The following is a 25,489-nucleotide window of genomic DNA, read 5'->3' on the forward strand; positions in this document are numbered from 1 at the left end:
CGAAACTTTACATCGGAGGCACCTAATGAGAAATGGGTAACGGATATTACAGCGTTTAAATTATTTGGTGAAAAACTTTATTTATCGCCTATTTTAGATTTATTTAATGGTGAAATCATTACCTATACAATTGGCTTTAGACCAACGTACTCTCTTGTTTCAGAAATGTTAGAGAAGGCCTTAAAACATCTACCTGTGGACCATCAGCTACTGATGCATTCAGATCAAGGGTGGCATTATCAAATGAAGAAATATCGTCAGGCCCTTCAATCAAGAGGTATCGTGCAAAGTATGTCTCGTAAAGGAAACTGTTACGACAACTCGGTGATGGAGAATTTCTTTGGGATTCTGAAATCAGAATTCCTTTACCTAAAGGAATTTAAAAGTGTCGAGCATTTCAAAAAAGAATTAGAAAAATATATTGATTATTACAATACGAAACGGATGAAGGCAAAATTAAAAATGAGTCCGGTTCAATACCGAACTCATTTTACTCAAGCTGCCTAATGAAATAACCGTGTCTAACTTTTAGGGGTCACTTCAATGATTGTGGAGGGCTTTTATTATGCAAAAAAGGAAGGTGACAGATGAAAACAGACACATTATATACATCATTTATTGGCGGTGCAATGGCATGGATAGGATACCTTATCGGAGGTATTGACCACTTGATAAAAGCGTTAGTTATATTCATGACTATCGACTATGCACTAGGTTTTATGGTTAGTTTAGTCTTCAAGAAAACAGAAAGTAAAAAGATGTTTAAAGGCTTAATCAAAAAGACAGCAATGATATTGATGGTCTTTGCAGCAGTACAACTCGATTCAGCAACAGAGAGTGGAAATTTTATGCGTAATGCAATGATTCTTTTCTTAATCGGTATGGAAGGTATAAGTATGATTGAAAATCTAGGGAAGTTAGGCATTAAAGTACCTAAGTTTTTAGCAAATGCTTTTACACAGTTGCAAATAGATAACGATGATAAGAAGGGTGATAAATAATGAGTACAAGTGTAACTACTACATGTCGAGACATTAATGAGCTGTTACCACCAGCTAGATTAGCTATGCAACTCTTATTCCAGGAGTGTTGTAAAGCAGGCATCAAAAATATCTTCATTACTGAAACCTATCGCTCACAGGAACGGCAGAAATATCTATATGAACAAGGACGTACACGGCCGGGGCAAATTGTTACTTGGACTTTAGATAGCAATCATAAGTCACGTCTAGCATGGGATATTGCTGTTGGCCCTCCACAATCTTTATATGATGTGACTATACTTAGTCGAGTTGGAGCCATTGCACATAAGCTAGGCATTACATGGGGCGGTGATTGGATAGGAAGCATTGACCGACCTCATTTCGAGGTTAAATCATCTTGGGTTATCCCTAAAGGTTATAAGCTTGAAGGACAAGTAATTGTACCAACTAGTAGCGCAATAAAAGTTCAATTAATTGTGGAAGACAATAAGCCAAATGAAAAGGATGATGATACAATGCAATTTACAAACGAGACAACTAAAGCTGCAGTACGTGACTACCTTAAACAGGCGGTTGATAAAAAGCTAATTGATAAGTCGCACCTAGAAAAGTTTGATGCTAGAACATTGACAGGCGGAGATTTTGAAGGTCTGAAAATCATCATTGCACAGCGTAATAACTAAAATGTAAAGACCAAGATAGCTTAATTGCCGTCTTGGTCTAATTAGTGTTTATGTAAATCAATGATTAATCTAATTCAAACGGGGATCTTTCAATATTTTGTGACCAATACTTCGATATTAGTGCGATTTCGTGGAACCCTGCCATTCCTCTTAATTTACGTGGTTTTTCAGTAATACCAAACTCAATAAGTAGATCTTCTGCCTTAACATCATTCAAAGGTATAAACTTTACGCGTGCGATTTGTCCATCTTTGAATATAACACTAGCATTTTTATAACGATCAGTATCAGCCAGAGCATAATAATCCGCTGTATCTGTTTCACCATCAACAAATATATATGGGCCGTCTATGTATGGATCAATATCTGGATCAATTGTAAATTTATTTAATACCTCTTCTTTTGTTAAAGGTTTAATTTCGGATGGCTTAGATTCCTTATCTTTCGTAATCTCAGCATCTTTTTGTGATTTTTCTTCGTCCTTTACTATGGACGCTTTATTTTTATCTTGTTGTTCATCAGGCGCTTTAGCAACCTCTTTAGCTTCGGATTTTTCTTGAGGTGGTTCTGGTAATATTTTTCCTAGTAAACCTAAAGCAACAATTATACCTAACCACACTTGCCATCGCTTGTACCACGGTTTTTCTACATTATTCATAATACATCCTCCATTGATACTATTTAATATTTCCCATCAAATTTCCTTTGAAAGATTATTTTCCCTTAAATATATTACCATTTTAAGTGAAGCTCTGGTAATAAAATAAGTAATTTTTAGTAGTGCAGCGTAGCGAAAAAATTTTCCTTGCCAAAACAGAAACGAATGTTCTAATATAATTACAAACAAATGTTCTTATTTGAGGGGTGTAGAGGTTGAAAGAACAACTGATTAAAGCGATGCAACGTAATCAATTTTTAAATATGATGTACATGGATAAAGACGGTAATATGTCAAAAAGACGTATTAAAGTCATTAAAATCGTCGGTGATTCGTTTCAAGCCTTTTGCTTTACACGGCAGGCAAAGCGTACATTTATGATTGATAGTGTATTGGCAGTTGTTCCAATCATCCATAAGGAGCGCTCAGTAGTATGATAAGTTTTGAGCAAAGACGACTTCTTCATAAATACGTGGTTTATGATATGGCTGTTCAATCATTACAACGTGACTACAAGGTGATTGAAAACCTTAAATTAAGCAAAGTATATTTACCGATACTTGATAAGCTACTGAACGACATATCTCAAGAATGTTACAACTCAAAAAGGCTGTTGGCCAAAGATAAAATCAGAGTGGTAAAGTGGATAAAGACTGATGAATATTTTAGTGATCTCGTAGTTGCGACAGCCGGTGAGGACCTAGTTTTGACATATGCTAACATGGCATTGAAAACGCAGGTTGAAAAATTATTATTAAGTCACCAAAATAAATGACAGGCACTGATAAAAGAGTGCCTATTTTTTATGCAATGAAAAAAGCCACTCATTTGAGCGACTTATTTTAGTTTAGCTTGCAATATTGCAGAATCATTTTCAATGCTACTGTGGTATGCATACGTAACATTATTAAGAGTATAGACTTCTGTATGGTCAACCAATTTTCCGTCACTTGTAAAGCCGAGTTTCTCCATAATAGCTGATTGTTGCTGAGTACTTAAAGTTTTATCTGCACTCTGCAATAATGCTTCAAATGCTATTTTAACTTCTTTGTTTTGTGTCGATAGTGCATTCGAGGAAACTGCTGCGCTAATTTTTTCGATGTTATTTTCTTTATTCACATCTACAAAGATAAAAATATCACTTGTTAATTCAATGCTGTATTTTCCAGCTTCAATTATTTCTTTGTCTTTCATACTGATATTAGAATTACCCTTAGTTTTGGTGATAATTTGTTTTAATGTAGTTTCGTATTCATCGATTGGATCTGCTGAAGATTTACTTATTGCATTTGCTACGTTTTCAGCAATCTGTTCCTCTTGCTCTTTAGTGAACTTTATTTTTTCTTTCATTAATCCATTTTCCGAAATGCCAGTTAATTTTCCATCTTTAAAAGAAAGGGATACAGTAGATTCTTTGTCTACTCCATTTTCTCCATCATATTCTAAAAATAAATATAAATCGTCATCTTCTTTTGCATCTGGATTTTTCGATTTGCCACCTACAATTTCTTTTACCTCATCAGGACTCATTCCGTTTTCCAACTTTTTAAACTCGTCTGGAGTAACTGTAGCAGTTTCTTCTCCACATGCTGAAAGTAATAATGCCGATAATGCTCCGACATAAAATAGTTTTTTCATATATAAAATCCTCCCTCTATATTTCCATTTTAGGAAACTTGGTATCGAATGTACATATAAAAAAACAGACAACTGTATTTAGTTATCTGTTACTTGATCTCAAACATTTCGTTCATATCTGTAATCTCAAGAGCTTGTAAAACTTTGGTGATGTGTTCACGATTAATTGATGTTCTTCTATTAGTTGCGAGTTCACTAATTACTGTACGTGTTAGTCCTGTCTTTTCTGCTAATTCCACTTGTGACATTCCTCGTTCGTTTAACACTTCTTTTAATTTTACTTTCAGTTCCATGATTTCACCTCTTTAATTATATTCTTCTTAAATCCCATTATACACAAATCCATAAATTTAATAAATAATTTTTACGAAATACTTGAATTATTAAATTTAATAATTTATACTCAAATAAATAAATAACTAAATTTAATTATTTTGTATTCTGCAATGAAGAAGAGGTGAAAAACAAATGGCATTCGAATATCTAGCACAATACATAACATTCGACTCAGTAACAGATATGGATAAGAGTGTGGAGGACCACATGGCAGCACACTACTATGACTTAACAGAATCAGAACGAGCTATCGTTTTTAAACTTGCTTCACACAGCTTGGAGCATACAGGAGTCTGCCACTTAAAAGCTTCAACAATTGCTGCATCATTAGAGATTAGTACAAAGACTGTTTATCGTTCAATGAAAAAATTAACTGAGTTAGGCATCATTGAAAAAGTACCAGGTACAAAACTAAACGGCATCAAAGGGGCTAGTATTTATCGTATTTTACCTTATGTCCCATCGAGCGTGTCCCAACGAGAGACAGTCGATGAATCTAGTAATGACGAGGTTTGCCGTCCACAATCTGAGAATCAAGCATTTAACTCTTTTAATCTTTTAAGTTCTAAACAAGCAAATAATATTATGAGTCTTGGTAATGAATTAGCTTCGCAAGCTGAAAAGAAAAAAGAATACATGAATGAGTACCAAGTGATGCTATTTGATTTCATGAGTAGTTTGCCATTAGCAGATAACTTAAAAGATGAATTGCACAAAGTTGTATTAGCTACTCAGGTTCAAAGTGCACCTGACTTCATTAGAGTTAAGAACGTACTATTTAAAATTGCTATGGACATTAAAGAAGGTGTACTGACGGTTACAAGTACATTAAGAGCTGTATTTGTAGGTGCGTATAACAAGACTGTAGAGCGATTAAGTAGCAAGTTGAATAAATCGTTATCTATAGAAGAAACTCCTTCTAAAGAACGTCCAGTACCTTTTTATAACTGGATCAACGAGCGTAGCAAGTACCCACAATCTGTGGGGAGTAGAACAGGTAATTTAGAAAACTGGCTTGAATGGTAATCGCTATGAACTATGGGGATGCCAGAAAAAGGGGTTTAGTCAAAAATTATGTTCATAGCGATTCCCCCTTACTAATTTCAGTATTTACTTAACCGTTGTAATTTAAACAATTTAACATGACAGGAGAGGTAGATAAGAATGGAAGAACAAAAACAAATGACTATGGATGAATTTTTAGAACAACCAATTAAACAACCTTCCACAGATGTTAATAAAGCTGTTGATAAGAAGAACCCCGTAATAGAGTCTCGTATAAGAGTGTGTATTGTGCGGAGATAAGAAAAAGAGCACTTTTACAAATAGCACACTCATTAAATAAGGATACTGAAATGAAAAATAAAAATAATTAAGATGTTATTTATAATATAAGACCTCTTATATCTATTTTATTACCACTTATTGTGTGATGAGCAAATCTTATAAAATTTAATGTTATGTTATGAACAGAGAATAGAGTTTCTTTGATAATTCATTTAAAAGAAAGGGGAAGGACTCGTACTAGTAATAGGGATGTTTTATATAAAATTAAATTTTAGGAGACAGTAAAATGAATAAAAAGACTTGGTTTATATTTAGTATATTAGCTATTTTAATATCTGGATATTCCATTGTTCAGTATTTGATTATGGATGCACATCAAGCAGGGTTTGTTAGATTGAAACTTATGTTTATTTCTACATTAAATTCGTTTTGGTACATTATGCTTTATATACATATTGTTTTTAGTGTAGTGGCGTTAGTAATAGGTCCCTTTACACTATTCTCAAAGTTTAGAGAAAAAAATATCAATCGGCATCGAATTTTAGGGAAAATCTATATGATAGGTATTTTATTCGGTGGTGTTTCAGGGCTTTATTTAGCATTTTATGCTACAGGCGGATTTGTGTCACAGTTGGGTTTTGGCTTCCTATCTATATTCTGGATGATAACGGCATCCCAAGCGCTTGTTAAAATTAAACATAAAAAAATTCATAATCATCAAAAATGGATGATAAGAAATTACTCCTTAACTTTTGCAGCCGTAACATTAAGAATTTGGCTTGTTTTGTTTACTTTCCTATTTGGATTTGAAAATTTTAATCTTAGTTACGCTATGATAGCTTGGCTTTGTTGGGTGCCTAATTTAATCGTTGCGGAATTGCTTATACAACGAAAACTTCAAGTAACAGGTGTTTTAACTGAATAAAGTATAAAAAGACCACTCCGTGATGGGTGGTTTTAATTTATGTGTCTTACATAGGTGGAAGCGTTCCTCCTCCAACCCAGATCGCTGTTATTTGCCCTAAAGCTGTTAAAGTTGCAGTACCTCCATCAATAGCATTACCGAACAAACTACCGACTGAACCTGCTAAAGAAATACCTGAGAAACCAGAGCCATCTAAGCCTGTGATAGCGCCAACGACTGCTAAAGTGACGACTGCAATTTCCTTCGTTAATGGAACTACCGCAGCTAGACCCACACCAAGATCGTTGACGATACCATGCGAAGCGGCTGGTAAGTGATCACCAATAATTTGTGTAAATCCGGAATCTCCTAGATAGAAAAAAGCTGCAATGGGAATAACCGGTCCGAACACTTTAAAACCGAATTGGAATCCTTGAATTAAATAACTTGTTGTCTTTTCAAGCCCTTGTTTTTTGTGGGCTACAACGCAAAGCAACAGTAGGATAAAGACAGAGGTTCCTCCTATTAAAGCTGTTGCATCTCCACCTTGTAATTTTAATATAGACATTGCAATGACATCGAGTATAAAGGCAATTGGAATAAGTACTGCAAAAAAGCGTTTTTGTCCGAGAGTTAGCAGATTTTCAGGAATTACTGGTTCTACGTCTTCATTTGTATCGTTTGTAGCGTATAAATTCACTGATCCACGCTTCATATCCCGTCGTAATAAGATATAGGCTACTACTGTAGTAACAACGCCCATTGTAATAACAAGGGGGATACTAGCAGTCATTACCTCACTAACCGGAATACCAGCAGCATCAGCAGTTAACTTCGGAGCTCCTTGTATAACAAAATCACTCGAGAGAGCAATTCCGTGACCAAATAAGTTCATCGCCATCGCAACTCCAAGTGCTGGTAAGCCTGCACGTAGAGCAACAGGTAACAAAACCGCCCCTAACAGTGCCACAGCCGGTGATGGCCAAAAGAACCACGAAATAAACATCATTAACAGACCAATCGTCCAATAAGCGAGCGCAGGTGATTTAATGATTTTCGTAAAAGGAGCAATCATGACCTCATTAATACCAGAAATCATCATAACCCGACTCATGGCGACGATAATAGAAATAATAAGAATGATCGATAACAGCTCTGTAATGGCATAAATAAAACTGTTAAAAACACCACTAATAGATGCAGTTAAATCGCCTGTAGCAAAGATTGCTAGCATGAAGATGCCAAGTACACAAATGAGGGTGGTATCGCGACGTTTAACCATAAAGCCAGTGATAAGGACAATAAAAACAACGTAAATCCAATGGAGAGCTGTGAATTCAATCCCCATACGTTTCCCCCTCAATATTCAATCTGATTCTATAGAATATGAAGGGGGAAAAAAGTTGGTGATGATTTCGGGGAAGTTTGACACAAATAGAATTGTGAAATAAATTGATAATTGAAAAAGTATAAAGCTTAAATAATATTGTAGGTAATTTTTAAGATATGGGTCTATGTCTCAATAAAGAAATATACTATTTGATTTATCCTATGAAATGACACCTGAACTGCAAAACAAGTCTATAATTAACGTGTGGTAACTTGTAAAGCCAAATTAGCAGATTTTTCGCTGTTCAAGTTATCTATAGTATGAAGGAGAAGTGACCCCCCCAACAGTTAGTACAAGAATATTGTTTTATTTAAAACAAATACTACCTTTTAAAAAGGTAGGTAATTAGATGAAAAAGATATCAGTAATATCTTTATTGTTATTAATTAGTTTAACAAATGTTTTATATGTAACTTGGAAACCGCAGATAGCAGAGAATGTCAGTGCCGAAGAAATACATTCCGATTTTTATGATGTATTATTGGTTTTATTAGACCCATATGCAGGGAAAGTGATTAATAAGGAATATACAAGTCGTAGTTATGCATTTTGGGATGCAGGAATATAATCTACATGTAATGGCGGTGGCACTAATCAACCTTTAGTCTTATTAAGACGTAGTAGTTTAGCGCCGAGTTGGGCTTTCGAGCTTGCGCATAAGCAAGGTGGTGGAGTCTGGAAAAAGAATCACTTGTAGAAAGTAATCCTCATGCAATAGATTTTATTATTTCTTAAATTAAAAAAGCGTAAAAGCTTATGCCCTTACACTTTTTGTATGAATAATTAATTACTTTCTTTTGTTGATGTATCTGCATCTTCAGTCGTTGTATCTGTTTCAGTTGGTGTTTTAGTAGCAGCTAAAAACTTATCAAACGCTGTTTTTATATCTTTATCTTTAATCTTGATATCAGCATCTTTCATCATTTTCGATACTTTTGTTAATAGCGTTGAAGTATCCGCTTTTGCTAGCTTTAATTGCTTTTCAATCTCGGCTTTTTTATCTTCGTATGATTCTTCAATCTCACGCTTGTCCGTCACTTCAATGATATGATAGCCAAAGCTAGATTGAATTGGATCGCTGATAACATTTTTCTTCAATGCGAAAGCACCTTTTAAAAACTGTTGATCCATTTTAGTTGCTTTGTTAAACCAACCTAAATCCCCACCAGTTGTTTGTGCTGCTTGTTCAATAGAATACTTTTTTGCAACTTCTGCAAAAGCTTTTCCAGATTCAAGTTCCGCTTTCACCTTTTTAGCAGTCTCTTCATCTTCTACTACTATATGACGAGCTTGGATTTCATTTTTGATATTTTCGAATTCAGCTTTAATTTCATCTTCTGTTACTTCCACTTCTTCAACTAATACCTTTTCTTGCATCAATTTAAGTTCTAGGGTTTTTTTGTACGAAGATTCTGTATATCCTTGTTGTGCAATGAAGGTTTCGAAGTTATCGCCAAATTGCTTTTTGTCAGCTTCTAATTGAGCGTTTACTTCATCTTCTGTCACTTCATATTTCGCTGATAGTACTTTTTTAATCATTAGAAGTTGGAATGCTTGATCTCCCATAGATGCTTTCATTTCTTCATATAAATCATTTTGAGTGATATCTCCAACTTTAGAAGTAGCGATTACTTCGTCATTAGTTGCTGAATCATTACTACAAGCGCCTAATGTAAGAACTGATGCTGCAAGTGTGAATGTTAATACTGTTTTTTTCATGGAATATTCTCCTAACTTCTTGTTGGTTCAGTTGTAAAACAAAAACCCAGCTAATTATATTTCAGGACAACCGTTAAAAATTACCAGTCATTATACGATTTTCCATCCAAAAAGGTTTCTTATAAAAGATATTTTAAGGTTATTTTAAGATTACGGGGTTAGGGAAAGTTCAAAAGTTTAATAGTAGTGGAATCTTGATGGATGGGAATTCTAAGGCTGGATGGCAACACATAGAAACAAAATGAATGATATCTCAGTACTTCTACCTTAATTGGATACTGACATTATAAAGGTCAGATAGGTTAAAAGTATAAACTACCTCTAATCGAAGCTTTTGATAGGTAATTAAAAATAAAGGGTCACTTGAAAAAAACGTGACCCTTGTACAAAAAGTAGAAGAAAGGCTAGACATTTTCAATTTGCGATTAGTTAGAAATTAATCATTAAGTTTGTGTAACTATTTCTACAGCTTCTACTACTAATGGAGTTCCGGCTGAGATTGTGCCATTAACACCGTTAAAAGTTAACTCTGTTGCAGAAATTGTATATGATCCACCTTCTTGTAATACACCGTTGATATAGAAATTATAGTAGCCGTGTGTAACTACTGGAAAAGCAGTCGCAACAGTTCCACTATCATTTAGAAAGGCAGTTGCAAGGATTGTAGTACCATCAGCAACTGTTAAATCTGCTGCTAACACATCAAAAAATCTTGTGGAAGTACCATTAACGTTTACATGAATATTAATAATTGAAAGTGCCATTTTTTCACCTCCTTTCATGGGAAAAAGAATAATTAGCAGCTTCTCATATCACATTTGTTGGAAACCAAATGATTCAATAATGATTGGAGTTCCGGCAAAAATAGTTGCATTAAATGGATTAAGGATTAACGAATTTGGGATTACTTTATAAGCACCGCCTTCTTGCATCACAGCATTGATGTAAAGATTGACATATCCATTGGGATTAAAAAGTTTGAATTCTGTTACTGGATCGCCATTATCATCTGTAAATAAATTAGCAGGAAGAGTGGTTCCGTTTGTTAAATCAATATCTTCTGTAACAATATAGAAATATCTATTTATTGTTGGAATAATAGTTCCTTCAGGGATAACCACTGGCGGAGGTTGAATAGAACATATGTCAACAGCTTTTATACGGGGCAAAAATACTCGGTTATTTTCACAACAACTGTCACAAATCAAATTTTGTGGATCCATTTGTTTCATTATTTGTCACCTCCATTTCCTAATATGTTGGTAACCCCGTAAGTTATAGGCGTTTGTTACTTATTAATTAATAAAGCTAATTCACAAATATTTTATGAATTAATGTTGGAAGGTGATTGGTAATATGTCTATTAAAGAGAAATAAATAATTTTTTTTTAAATGAAAAGATGGGATTTTTTAAATACCTAAAATCAAATGAAAGCTATGAAAATGGAATTTTGAAGAATACGGGGAGATAGATTTTTACCTTGTTACTGACCAATCTGAGTTTAGAGCTAAGGGGAAAAAGTTGGTGATGGTTTTGAAAAATCTCACCTTAAGTTGAAATGTTATATGAATTGATAATTGGAAAAGTATAAATAATATATAGGGTAATTAAGTGGCATCGTACACTAAGACACATGGGGAAATATTTTATCTCAAAGTGGCTTCCATCAAACCCTACTGCTATCCTGGCTATTGTAGCGCTGTACAGGCTACACTAAGTTGGACAGATAAAATAAGGGGTTGTAAACTTTTATGCCAAACAAACCAAGTAAAAATTCAAAAAGGTTCCTTTGATACCGTTCGGTACTGAAGTGATCCCTAGAAGTTAGACGCGGTTATTTCATTTGGCAGCGGTTTGGGCATGAGTTCGATACTCGTGAAAATAACATGCGCATCTGTAGTAGTTTTTTAGATATATATAGCTCAATATCCAGAAGAAGCTATACAAAGAATAGGTGATTAACAACTGTTGAAATATGAAATTTAATATAAATAGTTTTATTAAAGTTGGTTATTAATATAATACTTAATTGTGATTTTGATGTGCTTAAAGAGAAAAAGAAGTGATTATATATAGTAAATTTACTTGAAATATATTATTATAGGTAATTTTTTTGTAGATTTGTGTAAAGATGTGTCATATGATAACTTGATAAAAAGGAGGAATATTATGAAAAAACTGAAAAGTAAGAATTTAACATTAATAGCCATTACTTCTATAGGTACTTCGTTTGCGATGACATCACCAATTTCTGTAAGTGCTACACAAAACACCGGCGAAAAAATCTATGCAATGCAAACGAAATATGAATTCAAAAAGGAGAGTATTAACCTTGCTTCGTAATCTATCCATTTTTAATAAACTAGTTCTTTTAATGTCTATAGCAATTTTAACGGTTGCTCTTATCCAAGTAAGTGGATATATTACTATGAAAAAATTGGAGAATAATACAGAGAATATTTTTATAAATCGTCTAGAACCAGGTATTGTTTTGTCGGATTATAGACTTAATAATCGGATTATTGTATCAGATATGTATCGTTCTTTACTTTTTACTGATGAAACAACTATTACTCAAATTAAAAATGAAGTAACTGATGCGTTTCAAGATAATGAAAAGAATCTTAAAATACTTGAGGCAGCCAATATGCAATCGGATGAGGATAAAATAATAAGTGAATTGATTCTGCTATATCCAAACTTTAAAGAAAGCATGGAGCAAGTCTTTCAGTTAAGTCTTGCTAATAAGAATGAGGAAGCAATAAACCTCTTTAATTCAAGTGCCGAGCCTGTACTTGACGAAATTATGTCAAAAGGTTTAGAGCTGACAGAATTGAATAAAAAAAATGCAAGTATATTGAATATGGAAAGTAAGGCCGAGGCAAGTGAAGGGGTCACGAACTCTCTAATTATATCCATTGTATTAGGAATTTCGTTTGTGGCAATCGGTTTTATCGGTGTACGAAAATATCTAATTTCTCCAATTGAAAAATTAAAATATGCTGTTCAACGAGCAGAGGCTGGAGAATTAAATTTTAGTGTAGACTATGATTCAAAGGACGAGCTAGGCGTCTTAACGTCTACTTTCAGCCACATGATTGCTCAATTACGGGATCTAATTGGTCAAGTGCAACAATCGTCCGAACAGATGGCAGCATTTTCGGTTGAGCTTTCGGCAAGTGCGGAACAAACGAGTGAGGCAAGTGAACATATTGCATCTGTTACGTTAGAGGTAGCAAGCGGCTCAGATGACCAGGTTAGAACGATTATAGAAACATCGGATGGTGTAGATCATATGGTAGAAAATGTCCGAACAATAGCTAAAAATTCTACTAACGTATCAGAGGCAGCTACACAAGCAAAACAACTTTCTGTAGATGGAGATGATATTATTCAAACTGCAGTTCTACAAATGAACTCGATTCAGACATCTATTGGTAGTTTAAGTGATGTTATTAGTGGTCTAGGTGAGCGTTCAGCTGAAATTGGAGATATTGTTGAAGTTATTACAAGTATTGCAGCACAAACCAATCTACTGGCATTAAATGCAGCGATAGAAGCAGCAAGAGCAGGCGAACATGGGAAAGGCTTTGCGGTCGTTTCGGAAGAAGTGCGAAAATTGGCAGAAGAATCATCGGAATCGGCACTGAGAATTTCTGAGCTTATTATAAGAATTCAAGGAGAAACGAAAAAAGCGGTAGACTCCATGCAGTTCACTACGAATGAAGTGAGAACGGGTATTAATAATGTGAACAGCGCAGGTGAATCATTTGAGAAAATTCTACATGCCATCAACGAGGTATCAGTTCAAATTCATGAAGTGTCTAGTTCTGTAGAGCAGATGGTTGCGGGTGCAGGTCAAATGTCCAAATCCATGGAACAAATGAATGGAATCGCCCAAAGCACCGCAGAAGGGACACAAAATATTTCAGCGGCTACGGAAGAACAATTAGCCTCTATGCAGGAAATTACTGCATCTACTTCGGCACTTTCTAAAATGGCGGAAGACTTACAAGAAAAAACGAATATGTTTAAAGTATAAGGATGCCGAATTATAATCACTAAGGATAACAATCGGCTAATATTTGTTTAAAAAGTAAATTCGTTTGCACAATTTGTCTTAAAATCAGCAGAAGAATGATCTGCTACTATGATATTGAGATGACTTTTAGAGCTGGTGTATTTTATATTTTAAAACATTAATTGATATTACAGGTAAACTTCACATTAAATTCATGCTAACTACAGATTAGCTTTATAAAATATTTAAAAAAGAAACTAATTTTTTGATAGAAAATGGAGGAGTAAACCGCCCTATTGGAGGAATTAGGATGGAGACTGGGATAACAAAATTTGAATCAAATCGAAAGTCTGTGTTAAAAAGTATTGAAGATAAAAAATCTTTCGCCTTAGTATATATTACTATTTCAAGTTGGCATAATTTGAATACTTCTAAATGTATAGATGTGGTTAAGAAGAAATTAGCTATGTATCAAACAGAAGTTGAATGTTATAGAGTATTTGATAAGGAATATATATTAGTCTGTAATGTTCAGTCGCAAGCTCATTTGATTATTCAAGATTTATCAAATATTGAATATTTGAAGATACATTATCTATCTGTTCAAGATAGAAAACTTCCAGCGTTAAATTACGTTAGACAAGTCTATTTGCAAAACACGAATAGTAATGCGATAAAAGAGTACATTTCACATAAAGGTTTATTAATGGATGAGTTTGAAATCGTTTTTCAACCGATATTACACAATAATAGACAAGTATCCTTTGAAGCGCTAAGTAGATGGAAATGTGAAGAACTCGGTCCAATGTCACCAGGTATATTTATGCCGATTTTAGATATAGAGAATTTGGTGGAATTAACCAAAAATATTATTAATAAAGCTGTGGATTTGTTGAAAAGGTATAATGATATAGTTTATGTCTCTATTAATCTAACAGCTTCATTAATAAAAGATATATCTTGGCTAATCAAGCATCTTAATGAAATTAATTTTAATAACAATAGCCGAATTGCTTTTGAAATAACCGAGGAAACCCTAATGGGGATAGAAGTAAGAGAAAATTTAAAAATTATTCGTGATCGTGGTCATATTATATTTATTGATGATTTCGGCTCAGGGAATCTGAATTTTCAATATATCTCTTTGTTCCCCCTTGATGGGGTGAAGCTCGATAGGTTGTTTATTAGTGGGCAATCAAATAAAAAGGTAATTGAAATGCTAACAAAGTTTATCAAAGCTTTAAATCTAAAGGTTATCATAGAAGGTGTAGAAAGTGTTGAGCAGTTTAATTCCTTATCAGAAGCCGAATATGATTCTATACAAGGTTTTTACATATCTAAACCACTAACTATGAATGATTTGTCAATATTTATGAATGAGATTAGATAAACTATTACTATCTATTATTTAGTTTAAGTATAGGAATTACATCTGATTTTATAATAAAAAGAAAGTAAATACACGGGTCAATAGTTCTGAAGTAATTCTTTAGGGAAAATTATCTAAATATTCAGATATATGTAATTTTCCTTCCTTTCTGTAATTTATTTAATGTATTGTTGTCAAAAAGAATTGTGAGAGTTATCTTAGGAAGATTATTAAAATGTTTGAAAAATGCATGTTAAAAATAGATATACATTAATCAAGAACACGATGTTAGATGCAAACTAGAGCCATATCAAAACAAGGTATGGCTTTTTGATATTTTTTGAGAGGTTGAGTCTGACATAGAAAGAAGAAAAGGTAGTGACACTGCAATGATAAGGACAATAAAAACAACGTAAATCCAATGGAGAGCTGTGAATTCAATCCCCATACGTTTCCCCCTCAATATGCGATCTGATTCTATAGAATATGAAGGGAAAAAAGTTGGTGATGAATTAGAAATATTTCGACCTAGGTGAAAGGCAGTATGGATTGATAATTGAAAAAGAATTAATAGAATAAAAGCGGTGGAATATGAAAATCGTAATTCTAGTGATTTTACTTATCGATAAAGGCGAAAGCAGACCACTTGGTACATACAGATTAAACCACCAGTTATACAGGTGATTCTGGTTTTTATTGACAATGATAATCATTATCGATATTGTGAAAGTAGACTAGAATCCAAATGTCCACCTATTCAGATTCCAGCGGTTATTTGATCAATTTATACTAGCATGAAGATGCTTAATACACAAATGAGTGTGGTGTCGCAACGTTTAACCATATCCAATGAATTTTATACATATCCGTTGTAAATTATCCCAAATTTATCCTTATGAGTTGTTATAATAGTTTTTAGAAATTTAAGATTTATAAATCCGATATTCTTTTTTGTGATAAATAATTTTATGAATGAAGCAGAGGTGAACTATAGGTGAAGCAGGTGTTGGTAATTAAGAATGAACGGTCATTAGCAAAGAAGATCGTAAGTGGTCTAAAGCAAGAGGGCTATTTCATTTTAACACTTCACAATGAAAAAAAAGGTTTAAATATAGTATATGAGCAAGATTGGGATATTATCGTATTGGATTGGGATTCGTTAAGTATATCTGGACCGGAAATTTGCAGACAAATACGGGCTGTTAAAACGACCCCAATAATCATAGTGACTAACAATGTGTCCAGCAAGGACTGCATAGCAGGATTACAAGCAGGAGCAGATGATTATATAAGAAAACCATTTGTGAAAGAAGAATTAGTAGCAAGGATAGAAGTTGTTTTAAGAAGAGGGGACTGTATCCAGCCAATCGAGAATGATTACTTTAGATTTAAAGATCTCTTCGTTGATGCATCCCGTAATATTATGACAAAAGGTGGCGAAAATCTTCCGCTTACTAAGCGCGAATATGACTTACTTGTATTTTTAATCAAGAATAAAAATACAATATTGAGCCGTGAAATGCTTTTGAATCAGGTTTGGGGATATGACGTAGCAGTAAATCCAAATGTAGTGGATTTATATATTGGGTATTTAAGAAAAAAGCTAAAGTGCGAGAAGAAAAACAGATATATTCAAACAATTCATGGCAGGGGCTATTCAATGATTGAATAGTCTACAGTTTGTCCCAGTAATTAATATTAAACATTATCGAAAAAAAACGAGTAAAAACAGTTTCAACCAGTTTGCTCGTTTTTTTGTTCTATTAAATCAGATAACCAAGCAGTTTCTGGAAGATATTGAAGAAAAGGAAACTATAAAAAGATTACTTCAGGTATTACTTTTTTGTATCCAATACTTAATGTGAAAAATTAACTTTATTTATTATCTTACATTTTTCACAAGATTTTCACAGAATTAAAGACTATACTGATTCACAGAACGGTTAATTGAAAATGATTATCAATAGCATTTGAGGTGGCTAGCAATTACTATCCAATTCAATCTATAGACTTCATCGTTTTCGAAATAAATTACATAATAAGGAGTATGAGTATGAAGAAATCTATGTTTTTAAAATTTGTTGGTATTATCGCAGTTTTGACATTGATGTTAGTAGCTTGTTCAGATTCAAGTAATAAATCTAATCAAGAGTCAAAGTCTAATGAAGATAATGGAAGTAAAGAGGTTGCTAAACCTGCGACAGTAGAAATCACTGATGCCCATGGAACTGTTACTGTTCCTGTAAACCCAAAGAATGTAGTCGCTTTGGATAATAGAACTTTTGAAACTTTAGCTGATTGGAAAATTGAACTAGCAGCTGTTCCAAAGGATGTAATGCCTGCGGATTCACCATACGTAAGTGATGAATCAGTTCAAAATATTGGAAATCACCGTGAACCAAATCTTGAAATTATAGCGGCTGCAAACCCTGAACTTGTAATCGTCGGTCAAAGATTTGCAGACTATTACGAAGAAATCAAAAAATTAGTACCAAATGCAGTTGTTATTGATCTTAATGTAGATGTTTCCGAGGAAGCTGCTACACCTGGGGAAAACTTAGTAAATGGACTTAAAAATTCTACAATTGCTTTAGGGCAAATTTTCGATAAAAATGAAGAAGCTAAACAAGTGGTAGCTGATTTTGATAAAGTTATTGAAAATGCTAAATCTGCTTATAATGGAACAGATAAAGTGATGAGTGTTATCGTTGGTGGTGGGGATATTGGTTTTGCTGCTCCTCATTCTGGACGTGTTTGGGGACCGATGTATGAAATTTTCGGTTGGGCACCAGCATTAGAAGTTGCCGATTCTAGTTCAGATCATAAAGGTGATGAAGTTTCTGTTGAAGCTATTGCACAAAGTAATCCTGATTGGCTTTTCGTATTAGATCGTGATGCTGCAATATCTGGTGAAAAAGATGCAGTTCCTGCTCAGGATGTTATTGCTAACGCACCTGCTCTTCAAAAAACAACTGCTGTTTCTAAAAAACATATTATTTATGCACCAGCAGATACTTACACAAATGAATCAATTCAGACGTATATAGAGTTGTTTGAAAACCTTGCAAATACTTTAGCTAAGTAGTGTAAAGGAGTATAAAAAGTGCTGAAAAATGTAACTTCTAGGGTTGAGATAAATTCTCAACCCCAGTTTTATAACTACAATAAAATATGGACAAGACCTTTTATATTAGCGATTATAGTTGTTATTATTTTAGGTATTATATCACTGTTTACTGGAGTTTATGATATACGTGGACAAGAGGATGGAATGGAGATGTTTTTCATAACTCGTGTTCCGAGAACAGTTGCATTAATGCTTACTGGAGCTGCAATGTCAATGGCAGGACTCGTAATGCAACTGATTACACAGAATCGTTTTGTTGAACCTACAACAACAGGGACTATTGAATGGTCAGGTTTAGGGCTGCTTTTTGTTTATTTATTATTTCCTGCCCCGACTTTAGTTCTAAGAATGACTGGTGCAATCATTTTTTCTTTTATAGGAACTATGATTTTCTTTTTATTTTTAAAAAGAGTTAAACTTCGTTCGTCTTTAATTGTCCCGATTATTGGATTGATGCTTGGAGCAGTCATTTCTGCAGTGTCCACTTTTTTGGGGCTCCTTTTTCAAATGACACAAAGTATTGAAACTTGGTTTGTAGGTTCTTTTGCGCCTGTTCAGGTGGGAAGATATGAATATTTATGGCTAATTGTTATCGTTACTTTGTTTATTTTTATTTATGCGAATAGATTGACTTTAGCTGGACTAGGAGAAGATGTCGCAACAAGCCTTGGCGTTAATTACAATAGGATTGTTCTTGTGGGGACTGCCCTTATTTCTCTTGCAGTTGGAATTGTTGCAGCTGTTATTGGAAACTTACCTTTCTTAGGTTTAATTGTCCCAAACATTGTTTCAATGTATAGAGGCGATGATCTTAGGAGTAATTTACCTTGGGTATGTTTGATAGGAATGGGGACTGTAACTGCCTGTGACATCATTTCTCGAACAATTATAATGCCTTTTGAAGTACCTGTTTCTTTAATACTTGGAACAGTGGGGTCAGTCGTGTTTATTACTATTTTATTGAGACAAAGAAAGCCAAGGAGGCACCGATGAACACATTGGAATATAGAAATAAAGAAAATGTTGAAATCGATTCTAGCCTTCATAATGAAAATAGATCAGCTAGGGCTTTTCGTTCTAAGAAGGAAGAAAGACGTTATTGGATTTTGCTAATAACATTGATTGCTTTGGGGGTCCTTTCTTCATATGGACTTTTAGTTTATAACAATCCAGTTCCAGTAGACTCACCTTCTTTTATCCCAGTTGTTATGAGAAGGATAGTAGCTCTTGTTGCAATGATTATTGCTGCAGTTTGTCAGAGCTTGTCAACGGTTGCTTTCCAAACGATTACGAATAATAGGATTATAACTCCTTCACTTTTAGGTTTCGAAGCACTTTACTCAACCATTCATACTAGTACAATATTTTTCTTTGGTGCTAGTGCATTGATAAATTTTACTGGGATTGGATCATTTTTATTTCAAGTTGTTATTATGGTCTTGATGAGTTTGATACTTTATGGGTGGCTCCTTTCTGGTAAATACGGGAATTTACAACTTATGCTTTTAGTTGGAATTATTATTGGCACTGGGCTAAATTCTGTGTCAACTTTCATGAGAAGACTACTTGCGCCTTCTGAATTTGATATTTTACAGGCAAGATTGTTTGGTTCTGTTAATAATGCGGATTCAGCATATTTTCCTATCGTAATTCCTATGGTAATAATTGTAGCACTATTACTTCTTGCTCATTCTAAAAATCTAAATATATTGTCACTAGGAAAGGATGTTTCTACTTCATTTGGAGTTAAATATCAATCTAGTGTAATTTATACGCTTGTATTAGTTGCTATTTTGATGTCAATTTCAACAGCTCTGATTGGGCCACTTACTTTCTATGGCTTTTTAGTAGCAACTTTGAGCTATCAGGCGGCATCAACTTATGATCATAGATATATTTTTCCAATGGCTCTTGCTATAGGATTTTTGATATTAACGAGTGCATACTTTTTGATGTATCACGTATTCCATGCTCAAGGTGTAGTTTCAGTTATTATTGAATTATTTGGTGGAATAATATTTTTAACTGTAGTTTTAAGGAAGAGGGCTTTATGATAAAAATTGATAATGTTAAAAAGTTCTATACTGATGAGGTAAAAATAGGACCTTTGGATATTGAAATACCAAAAGCGGGTGTTACTTCTTTAATTGGACCAAATGGCGCTGGAAAGTCTACAACACTTTTGATGATTGGAAGACTTTTGGATATGGAGGAAGGTCAAATTCAGGTGGCAAATATGGATATTGCTGAATCCAAATCAAAAGACTTAGCAAAAATTTTAACTATATTGCGTCAAGAAAATCATTTTGTAACTAGGCTTACTATTAGACAACTAGTTGGATTTGGACGATTTCCTTATTCAAAGGGAAGATTAACGAAAGAAGATGAGGAAATTATTTCTAAATATATTGATTTTTTAGATTTGACTAATTTAGAAGATAGATATTTAGACGAGCTTTCAGGTGGTCAAAGACAAAGGGCATATGTGGCAATGGTTTTATGTCAAGAGACTGAATATGTACTTTTGGACGAGCCTCTGAACAATCTTGACGTTGCTCGTTCTGTTCAAATGATGGAGCATTTGAGACGTGCGGCGAATGAATTTGGAAGAACAATTCTGACTGTTATGCATGATATCAATTTTGCTGCCAAATATTCTGATAGAATTTGTGCTATGAAAGATGGACAAATTGCCGCTTTTGGGACTGTAGAAGAGGTTATGGACTCAGAAATTTTGACAGATATTTTCGAAACAAAAATAGAAATTATCGAAGGTCCTTATGGGCCACTGGCTGTTTATTAGTGACAAAATTTTTAAAAAAGAAGCAGCTTAAAAAATGAGTATGCCAAAAACTAATAGAGAATTAAACTGTAGCTTGCATAGTTCATAACTGCTACTCTAGTTGAAGTTGCTGTCTGTATTTTACAGGCGGCAGCTTTTTTATATGCCATTGCCTACGAGAAAGATTGAAGTATGTCATAACGAGAAATTTAGTGAATTAAATATACTCTGATGTTTTTCAAGGAGTAATATAGAAAAAGGGTTACAAAACCAAAGTAAATAATTAGAAAAAACAAAACTAATAATTGAGGAGAGAGTGAAAAGGAATCTGTTTATGCAGTTTTTATTAGAGGATGGATTTATTAAATTATATTGAAAGTACTCGACCGTATAGTGCCATCATCATTTTTACTTGTTGCGAGAAAATGGCTATGATTTTGGTGACCCTTATTTATAATCTTTCTTTATTTAGCAAAAGACATAGTGTCTTATTTTGTATTGGACAAATAAATGTTTATTTTACAGAATCTCCAGACGATACATTTTGGCGAATATATGCCCTTTATCAGCAATGAATATCGTCTCTATGATTGTGTGGACGAAAAAATATGATGAACAATCTTTTGGTGATGCATTGGAAAGAATCCATCTCATTTTAGCAAATCATGATTATTTTAATTTGGTTCAACCATTACGGTATAAGTCCATATCTTGAACTAGATGAGTTGCTGTAATAACGGAATCTTTCGTTTCATGTGGTTGAGCACCTTGCCAAAATTTATTTTGTAAACGTATAAACTGAGAGCACAATCTTATCTATAATTGCACTCTTTTATTGGAATAAAAAATATGCTCAAACTACAAAATGCAAATACATTAACTCCCGTTAACTGCTCAAGAAACGAGGTTTAATTTATAACTTTTACCCATTTGATTTTGACTTATTCCTAGGTGCAAACCACCCGATTAGGGCAATACCTACTAATACGCCATAGAAAATCATAGTCCAGGCAGTACCGTGAGGGAAGTGAGGATCTAAAATACCTATATCCTCATGGGCGAGCGTTATTATAGCTAGTTTGACACCAACCCATGCAACTATTGCATATGCTGTTATTTCTAATGCTGGACGTTTTTCAAGTAGTTGCACAAACCAAGTTGCTGCGAATTTGATTAGGACTAGTCCAGCAATCCCTCCAAGAACAACAACAATAAATTGCGCTCCATCCATACCTCCAAAATTACCTAAGGGAGAATCGGGAAGACCGAGAGCTAAAGCAACTGCAGCTAGTATTGAATCGATTGCAAAAGCAAGGTCTGCTAATGCAATCTTCCCAACAGTTGGACCAAAACCTTTACCAGCGGCTTCCTTTTCATCGTCCTTGTGAATATTCTTATTATCTTTCCCAAACAGTGCCTTAATGACATGTTTTAATCCTAGATAAAGAAGATAGGCTGCTCCTATTGCTTGAATCTGCCAGACATTCGCAATAAAGGATATCGCAAAAAGTGCAGCAATTCTGAAAACTATAGCCAAAATGATTCCGTAATTTATTGCTCTTTTTTTCTGTTCTTCGGGTAAATGCTTGGCAATAACTGCAAGTACAAGAGCATTGTCTGCCGATAATAATCCTTCTAATCCAATTAGAATTAGCAATGCCCATGCATACTCTAACCATATTGACTCCATTTAAATAATCCCCAACCTTTTAAATATAATGACAGGTATAGTCTCGATAATTATAGAATTTCCTAATTAGCAACTAAGTATACTTAGAGAACATTGAAAAGAAAACAAAAAAGTGTGTTTAGATTATAAAGAGAATTAAAAATTGGAGGGATATCTGGACTGATCCAAAGATAACGGTTGCCTTATTAAAAAGATGGCAAACAAACTGAACTTTTATTGGAGGACTTTATAGAATTTCAATTTCCAACAGAAAAGAAAATTTTGTTTTAGAAGTTGAATTTATTAGTTCAGCAGGTAATGTCCAATACTTAGGGAATGTTCTAATTTAGCGATTAAGACATACTCATACTTTATCTTCAGATTTAAATCGAGTATTACACAATAATAGAAAGATTGAAAGGCTTAGGAGTTATTCCTAAGCCTTTTTGAAGGTTTTCAATGATGAAAATTATAAATATAACATTGGCGACCTCATTAATACCCGAAGTCATCATCACCCGATTCATGGCGAAGATAATAAGAATGATCGACAACAGCTCTGTCTGGTAATATGTCTCTCCGATATTGTCGGTAGATTAGACACCCATTTTTCTACGGGTATTGCTTGTTTTTTTCGTTTGCTGGCTTTTCATTTTTTTTGTTGAAAGGTCGGCATGCTTTTTTCCTTTATTAGCAGTGGAACTGTTCTTTTTGTTTTCAAGCTGCTTTTTCACTGCCTCTTGCAGGCTGATTTTTTTTGGTACTTCAGATTGATTATTCTCGGTCATAGGAAATGCTCCTTTTTGAATATGATAGTTAGTCCAGTATAATCTATTTTTTATTATTTGTGAAACTTTCCACTTTAACTTACAACAAGTGAAGACATTTTTTTACTAACAGAGCAAAATAGTTCAAGAAGGTCTTCGGTTTTGATGGTAAAATATGTTTATTTAGGAGGGGTTAAATGGATAGTATTTTCTTAATACTTATGGGCTTTTTTATTGTTAGTGCAAATATTATTGGATTTATATCCTATAAGAAAAAGAAAAATCTATATTTTGCTGCTTTTACAATATTATTACTAGCGGTTTTCTTTGGTACAATAGGAAGTTTATTAGCGCTATTTATTATCCGAGATGCTTTTGCAATATTTTATGGCATGCAACTAGGATAATTTTTAATAATGAATAGTATGATTGTTTTTATTATTGCAATTTCAGTAACTTTAGTAAAAAAATATAGTGGCCGAAAAATGTGATTTACGAATCTTCAACTAACTAATAAAGGGGAAATTATGAAGATTGAAAAAGGGACGAAATATAATACAGTCGAAATTGAATCTTTATATAATGATTTAAATGATTATCTTGATTCCCATATAAATTACCCTGGATGGAAAAAAGTAGTATATCCTGTAAAAGAAACTGCGATAAATGGCGTACAGGAAGGGAATTTATATGTGATTAGAGATGCTAAACAGATTGTTGGTACTGTCATATTACGACAGAACAAGGATTAGGTTATTCTAAAGCTAATTGGAATATTGATTTAGATTATAAAGATATATTGGTTATATATACTTTTGCTGTACATCCTACTTATCTCAAAAAGGGAATTGGGAAAAGACTAATGGATTTTATTATTCAGTATAGTAAAGAAATGAATATTAAAGCTATTCGTTTGGATGTATATGAAAAAAATAAACCTGCTATAAAACTTTATCGAAAATATGGGTTTGAGTACATTGATACAATAGATTTAGGATATAGTGAATATGGTTTAGATAATTTCGAACTTTATCAGAAGATTTTATAAGTTCTAGTTTTAAAAGGCAGTTAGTCTATAAAGATTGACTGCTTTTTTGTTGTCTAGAAGGTAGTGTAGAGCTATTTCTTTCAGTATGTAAGATAGGTTGAGTTGTGAATCAAATCATCTAAACAAACGGAGTGCGTTAGGCAGCTCGTTTTTTCTTATTGAAAAAACGAGGCAGTACTTTTTATCAATTTCTAAAATTGATTAAGTAGCCTTCTTTTTGGTCGTTGTGACGGTTGGACGTTTCAACTAAAGACTTGAATATTTATTACCTCGAATTCATTCTAGCAGGAACTAATATGCTACAAGTAAAATAAGCTGTGCTTCAGTAATTTATATGCTAGTGCGAATGATTGATGCAATTGCTATATATGATTAAAAGGTGATCAGTACAAACGTTAATCGTAATAATAAAGTGACGCTAGAAAATGTTCAAAGAATTTTATAAAAATGAAAAAACCGTATAAACTAAAAGTTAATACGGTTTTTAGTGTTTATTGATTTTTTTTATCAAAGAATAAATTTAAATCTGTTTTGTCAGTATCTTCAGCTAAAGCTGCGTGGATATACTGGTTTAATTCTTGTATTTTTGCTTTTTCAAAAAATGGCACACTTATATAATATGGTGTCCCTGATTTTTCTATGCTTAATATTGTTTGAATTCCACTTCCGGCAATTCCGATACCAATAATTAACCAAAATAAACCACCGATAAGGCTTCCATCCATAGATGAAAATCCAAGTGAAATAATAAATAGACCAATTATTATTGCTTTAAGATTATATTTTGAGGATAACATTGATCCCGAAATATTCTTTAGAGGTATATTTTGTTCATCTTTTCCTGCTGGAATAAATCCTAGAATTGTGTTTGATAAATTGGTTTTTACAAATCTGTTATCAATTTCTACGGCTCCTTTCACCCAAAAAAATAATAGACTTGTTGAAAAAATAATTTTTTTCATGTTAAAGCTCCTTCTTTATTATATAAAATATAGAAATACTATTATATTTTCTCTCAATTTTATATTTATGTAAATAGTTTTAGTGAAAATTTACTATATTTTTTTGTTCAGGGAGATAAATATAGTGCTCTTAGTTGTGGTTTTG

30 protein-coding genes are annotated in these 25,489 nt (G+C 33.4%); 20 read left to right on the forward strand and 10 right to left on the reverse strand.

Translation table 11 applies throughout. The features are described from left to right. The 3 genes from B1B04_RS02740 to B1B04_RS02750 all read left to right on the forward strand — a co-directional run. On the forward strand, nucleotides 1-507 hold a 507-nt coding region (locus B1B04_RS02740; protein ID WP_139376934.1), incomplete at its 5' end, for an IS3 family transposase. 80 nt (nucleotides 508-587) lie between these two features. Continuing rightward, nucleotides 588-1,001, forward strand: a complete 414-nt coding sequence (locus B1B04_RS02745; protein ID WP_079559815.1) for a phage holin family protein — start codon at nucleotides 588-590, stop codon at nucleotides 999-1,001. After that, nucleotides 1,001-1,666, forward strand: coding sequence for a M15 family metallopeptidase (locus B1B04_RS02750; RefSeq protein ID WP_079559816.1), 666 nt, complete (start codon nucleotides 1,001-1,003; stop codon nucleotides 1,664-1,666). The genes B1B04_RS02745 and B1B04_RS02750 overlap by 1 nt, the downstream gene beginning before the upstream one ends. 64 nt (nucleotides 1,667-1,730) lie before the next feature. Here B1B04_RS02750 and B1B04_RS02755 read toward each other — a convergent pair whose 3' ends face one another. After that, nucleotides 1,731-2,324 (reverse strand): hypothetical protein, encoded by a 594-nt coding sequence (locus tag B1B04_RS02755; protein ID WP_079559817.1) that lies wholly within the window; start codon nucleotides 2,322-2,324, stop codon nucleotides 1,731-1,733. A gap of 215 nt (nucleotides 2,325-2,539) precedes the next feature. Between B1B04_RS02755 and B1B04_RS02760 the strand changes: the two genes are divergently transcribed. After that, complete coding sequence (locus tag B1B04_RS02760) at nucleotides 2,540-2,761, forward strand: transcriptional regulator (RefSeq protein WP_079559818.1); 222 nt, start codon at nucleotides 2,540-2,542, stop codon at nucleotides 2,759-2,761. Next, nucleotides 2,758-3,099: a YhjD family protein gene (locus B1B04_RS02765; protein ID WP_170938881.1), complete on the forward strand. Its 342-nt coding sequence runs from the start codon at nucleotides 2,758-2,760 to the stop codon at nucleotides 3,097-3,099. Before B1B04_RS02760 ends, B1B04_RS02765 begins: the two co-directional genes overlap by 4 nt. Nucleotides 3,100-3,161: 62 nt before the next feature. Here B1B04_RS02765 and B1B04_RS02770 read toward each other — a convergent pair whose 3' ends face one another. Together B1B04_RS02770 and B1B04_RS02775 are read right to left on the reverse strand one after the other, a co-directional pair. Then, complete coding sequence (locus B1B04_RS02770) at nucleotides 3,162-3,962, reverse strand: hypothetical protein (protein WP_079559819.1); 801 nt, start codon at nucleotides 3,960-3,962, stop codon at nucleotides 3,162-3,164. 89 nt (nucleotides 3,963-4,051) lie between these two features. Beyond that, the gene (locus B1B04_RS02775; RefSeq protein WP_036127261.1) at nucleotides 4,052-4,255 is read right to left on the reverse strand and encodes a helix-turn-helix domain-containing protein; all 204 of its coding nucleotides are present in this window, start codon (nucleotides 4,253-4,255) and stop codon (nucleotides 4,052-4,054) included. 175 nt (nucleotides 4,256-4,430) lie between these two features. Between B1B04_RS02775 and B1B04_RS02780 the strand changes: the two genes are divergently transcribed. The 3 genes from B1B04_RS02780 (at nucleotide 4,431) to B1B04_RS02785 (ending at nucleotide 6,510) form a co-directional block, all read left to right on the forward strand. Further along, nucleotides 4,431-5,324: a helix-turn-helix domain-containing protein gene (locus tag B1B04_RS02780; protein WP_176166742.1), complete on the forward strand. Its 894-nt coding sequence runs from the start codon at nucleotides 4,431-4,433 to the stop codon at nucleotides 5,322-5,324. 138 nt (nucleotides 5,325-5,462) lie between these two features. After that, nucleotides 5,463-5,603 (forward strand): hypothetical protein, encoded by a 141-nt coding sequence (locus B1B04_RS25505; RefSeq protein ID WP_170938882.1) that lies wholly within the window; start codon nucleotides 5,463-5,465, stop codon nucleotides 5,601-5,603. Between the two features lie 268 nt (nucleotides 5,604-5,871). Further along, nucleotides 5,872-6,510, forward strand: a complete 639-nt coding sequence (locus B1B04_RS02785; RefSeq protein ID WP_079559820.1) for a DUF2306 domain-containing protein — start codon at nucleotides 5,872-5,874, stop codon at nucleotides 6,508-6,510. 46 nt (nucleotides 6,511-6,556) lie between these two features. Here B1B04_RS02785 and B1B04_RS02790 read toward each other — a convergent pair whose 3' ends face one another. Continuing rightward, complete coding sequence (locus B1B04_RS02790) at nucleotides 6,557-7,837, reverse strand: hypothetical protein (RefSeq protein WP_079559821.1); 1,281 nt, start codon at nucleotides 7,835-7,837, stop codon at nucleotides 6,557-6,559. A gap of 391 nt (nucleotides 7,838-8,228) precedes the next feature. Between B1B04_RS02790 and B1B04_RS02795 the strand changes: the two genes are divergently transcribed. Then, nucleotides 8,229-8,447: a hypothetical protein gene (locus tag B1B04_RS02795; RefSeq protein WP_079559822.1), complete on the forward strand. Its 219-nt coding sequence runs from the start codon at nucleotides 8,229-8,231 to the stop codon at nucleotides 8,445-8,447. 215 nt (nucleotides 8,448-8,662) lie between these two features. Here B1B04_RS02795 and B1B04_RS02800 read toward each other — a convergent pair whose 3' ends face one another. The 3 genes from B1B04_RS02800 to B1B04_RS02810 form a co-directional block, all read right to left on the reverse strand. Next, nucleotides 8,663-9,598: a peptidylprolyl isomerase gene (locus tag B1B04_RS02800; protein WP_079559823.1), complete on the reverse strand. Its 936-nt coding sequence runs from the start codon at nucleotides 9,596-9,598 to the stop codon at nucleotides 8,663-8,665. Between the two features lie 443 nt (nucleotides 9,599-10,041). Then, nucleotides 10,042-10,362 (reverse strand): DUF4183 domain-containing protein, encoded by a 321-nt coding sequence (locus B1B04_RS02805; RefSeq protein WP_079559824.1) that lies wholly within the window; start codon nucleotides 10,360-10,362, stop codon nucleotides 10,042-10,044. Nucleotides 10,363-10,410: 48 nt separating this feature from the next. Continuing rightward, nucleotides 10,411-10,830 carry a DUF4183 domain-containing protein gene (locus B1B04_RS02810; protein ID WP_240518178.1) on the reverse strand — a complete coding sequence of 140 codons (420 nt, stop codon included), beginning with the start codon at nucleotides 10,828-10,830 and terminating at the stop codon, nucleotides 10,411-10,413. Between the two features lie 938 nt (nucleotides 10,831-11,768). On the opposite strand from B1B04_RS02810, the gene B1B04_RS25510 reads away from it, so the two are divergent. From B1B04_RS25510 to B1B04_RS02850, 8 genes are all read left to right on the forward strand, one after another. Further along, the gene (locus tag B1B04_RS25510; protein ID WP_170938884.1) at nucleotides 11,769-11,942 is read left to right on the forward strand and encodes a hypothetical protein; all 174 of its coding nucleotides are present in this window, start codon (nucleotides 11,769-11,771) and stop codon (nucleotides 11,940-11,942) included. Next, a complete protein-coding gene (locus B1B04_RS02815) occupies nucleotides 11,932-13,641 on the forward strand; it encodes a methyl-accepting chemotaxis protein (protein WP_170938885.1) in 1,710 nt (569 codons plus the stop codon). Before B1B04_RS25510 ends, B1B04_RS02815 begins: the two co-directional genes overlap by 11 nt. A 289-nt stretch (nucleotides 13,642-13,930) precedes the next feature. Continuing rightward, a complete protein-coding gene (locus B1B04_RS02820; protein ID WP_079559826.1) occupies nucleotides 13,931-15,010 on the forward strand; it encodes an EAL domain-containing protein in 1,080 nt (359 codons plus the stop codon). Between the two features lie 973 nt (nucleotides 15,011-15,983). Further along, nucleotides 15,984-16,661 carry a response regulator transcription factor gene (locus tag B1B04_RS02825; protein ID WP_079559827.1) on the forward strand — a complete coding sequence of 226 codons (678 nt, stop codon included), beginning with the start codon at nucleotides 15,984-15,986 and terminating at the stop codon, nucleotides 16,659-16,661. A 381-nt stretch (nucleotides 16,662-17,042) separates the two neighbouring features. Continuing rightward, complete coding sequence (locus tag B1B04_RS02835; protein WP_079559829.1) at nucleotides 17,043-18,074, forward strand: siderophore ABC transporter substrate-binding protein; 1,032 nt, start codon at nucleotides 17,043-17,045, stop codon at nucleotides 18,072-18,074. 18 nt (nucleotides 18,075-18,092) lie between these two features. Then, nucleotides 18,093-19,109, forward strand: a complete 1,017-nt coding sequence (locus B1B04_RS02840; protein ID WP_079559830.1) for an ABC transporter permease — start codon at nucleotides 18,093-18,095, stop codon at nucleotides 19,107-19,109. Next, nucleotides 19,106-20,170 (forward strand): iron chelate uptake ABC transporter family permease subunit, encoded by a 1,065-nt coding sequence (locus tag B1B04_RS02845; RefSeq protein ID WP_079559831.1) that lies wholly within the window; start codon nucleotides 19,106-19,108, stop codon nucleotides 20,168-20,170. The genes B1B04_RS02840 and B1B04_RS02845 overlap by 4 nt, the downstream gene beginning before the upstream one ends. Then, complete coding sequence (locus B1B04_RS02850) at nucleotides 20,167-20,919, forward strand: iron ABC transporter ATP-binding protein (protein WP_079559832.1); 753 nt, start codon at nucleotides 20,167-20,169, stop codon at nucleotides 20,917-20,919. Before B1B04_RS02845 ends, B1B04_RS02850 begins: the two co-directional genes overlap by 4 nt. 901 nt (nucleotides 20,920-21,820) lie before the next feature. Here the strand turns inward: B1B04_RS02850 and B1B04_RS02860 are convergent. Together B1B04_RS02860 and B1B04_RS02865 are read right to left on the reverse strand one after the other, a co-directional pair. Continuing rightward, nucleotides 21,821-22,588 carry a TerC family protein gene (locus B1B04_RS02860; protein ID WP_079559833.1) on the reverse strand — a complete coding sequence of 256 codons (768 nt, stop codon included), beginning with the start codon at nucleotides 22,586-22,588 and terminating at the stop codon, nucleotides 21,821-21,823. Nucleotides 22,589-23,163: 575 nt separating this feature from the next. Continuing rightward, entirely contained in the window at nucleotides 23,164-23,355 is a 192-nt protein-coding gene (locus B1B04_RS02865; RefSeq protein WP_079559834.1) for a hypothetical protein, read from the reverse strand. 176 nt (nucleotides 23,356-23,531) lie between these two features. On the opposite strand from B1B04_RS02865, the gene B1B04_RS02870 reads away from it, so the two are divergent. The 3 genes from B1B04_RS02870 to B1B04_RS26005 all read left to right on the forward strand — a co-directional run bounded on the left by B1B04_RS02870 (nucleotide 23,532) and on the right by B1B04_RS26005 (nucleotide 24,382). Next, nucleotides 23,532-23,741, forward strand: a complete 210-nt coding sequence (locus tag B1B04_RS02870; protein ID WP_240518179.1) for a 3-isopropylmalate dehydrogenase — start codon at nucleotides 23,532-23,534, stop codon at nucleotides 23,739-23,741. 120 nt (nucleotides 23,742-23,861) lie between these two features. Next, entirely contained in the window at nucleotides 23,862-24,086 is a 225-nt protein-coding gene (locus B1B04_RS26000; protein ID WP_240518180.1) for a hypothetical protein, read from the forward strand. Continuing rightward, nucleotides 24,065-24,382 carry a GNAT family N-acetyltransferase gene (locus B1B04_RS26005; protein ID WP_303048852.1) on the forward strand — a complete coding sequence of 106 codons (318 nt, stop codon included), beginning with the start codon at nucleotides 24,065-24,067 and terminating at the stop codon, nucleotides 24,380-24,382. Before B1B04_RS26000 ends, B1B04_RS26005 begins: the two co-directional genes overlap by 22 nt. A gap of 491 nt (nucleotides 24,383-24,873) precedes the next feature. Here the strand turns inward: B1B04_RS26005 and B1B04_RS02880 are convergent, their stop codons facing one another. Beyond that, nucleotides 24,874-25,344, reverse strand: coding sequence for a hypothetical protein (locus B1B04_RS02880; RefSeq protein ID WP_079559835.1), 471 nt, complete (start codon nucleotides 25,342-25,344; stop codon nucleotides 24,874-24,876). Nucleotides 25,345-25,489 lie beyond the last annotated feature (145 nt).

The organism is Lysinibacillus sp. KCTC 33748 (assembly GCF_002237755.1).
Taxonomy (GTDB): Bacteria; Bacillota; Bacilli; order Bacillales_A; family Planococcaceae; genus Lysinibacillus.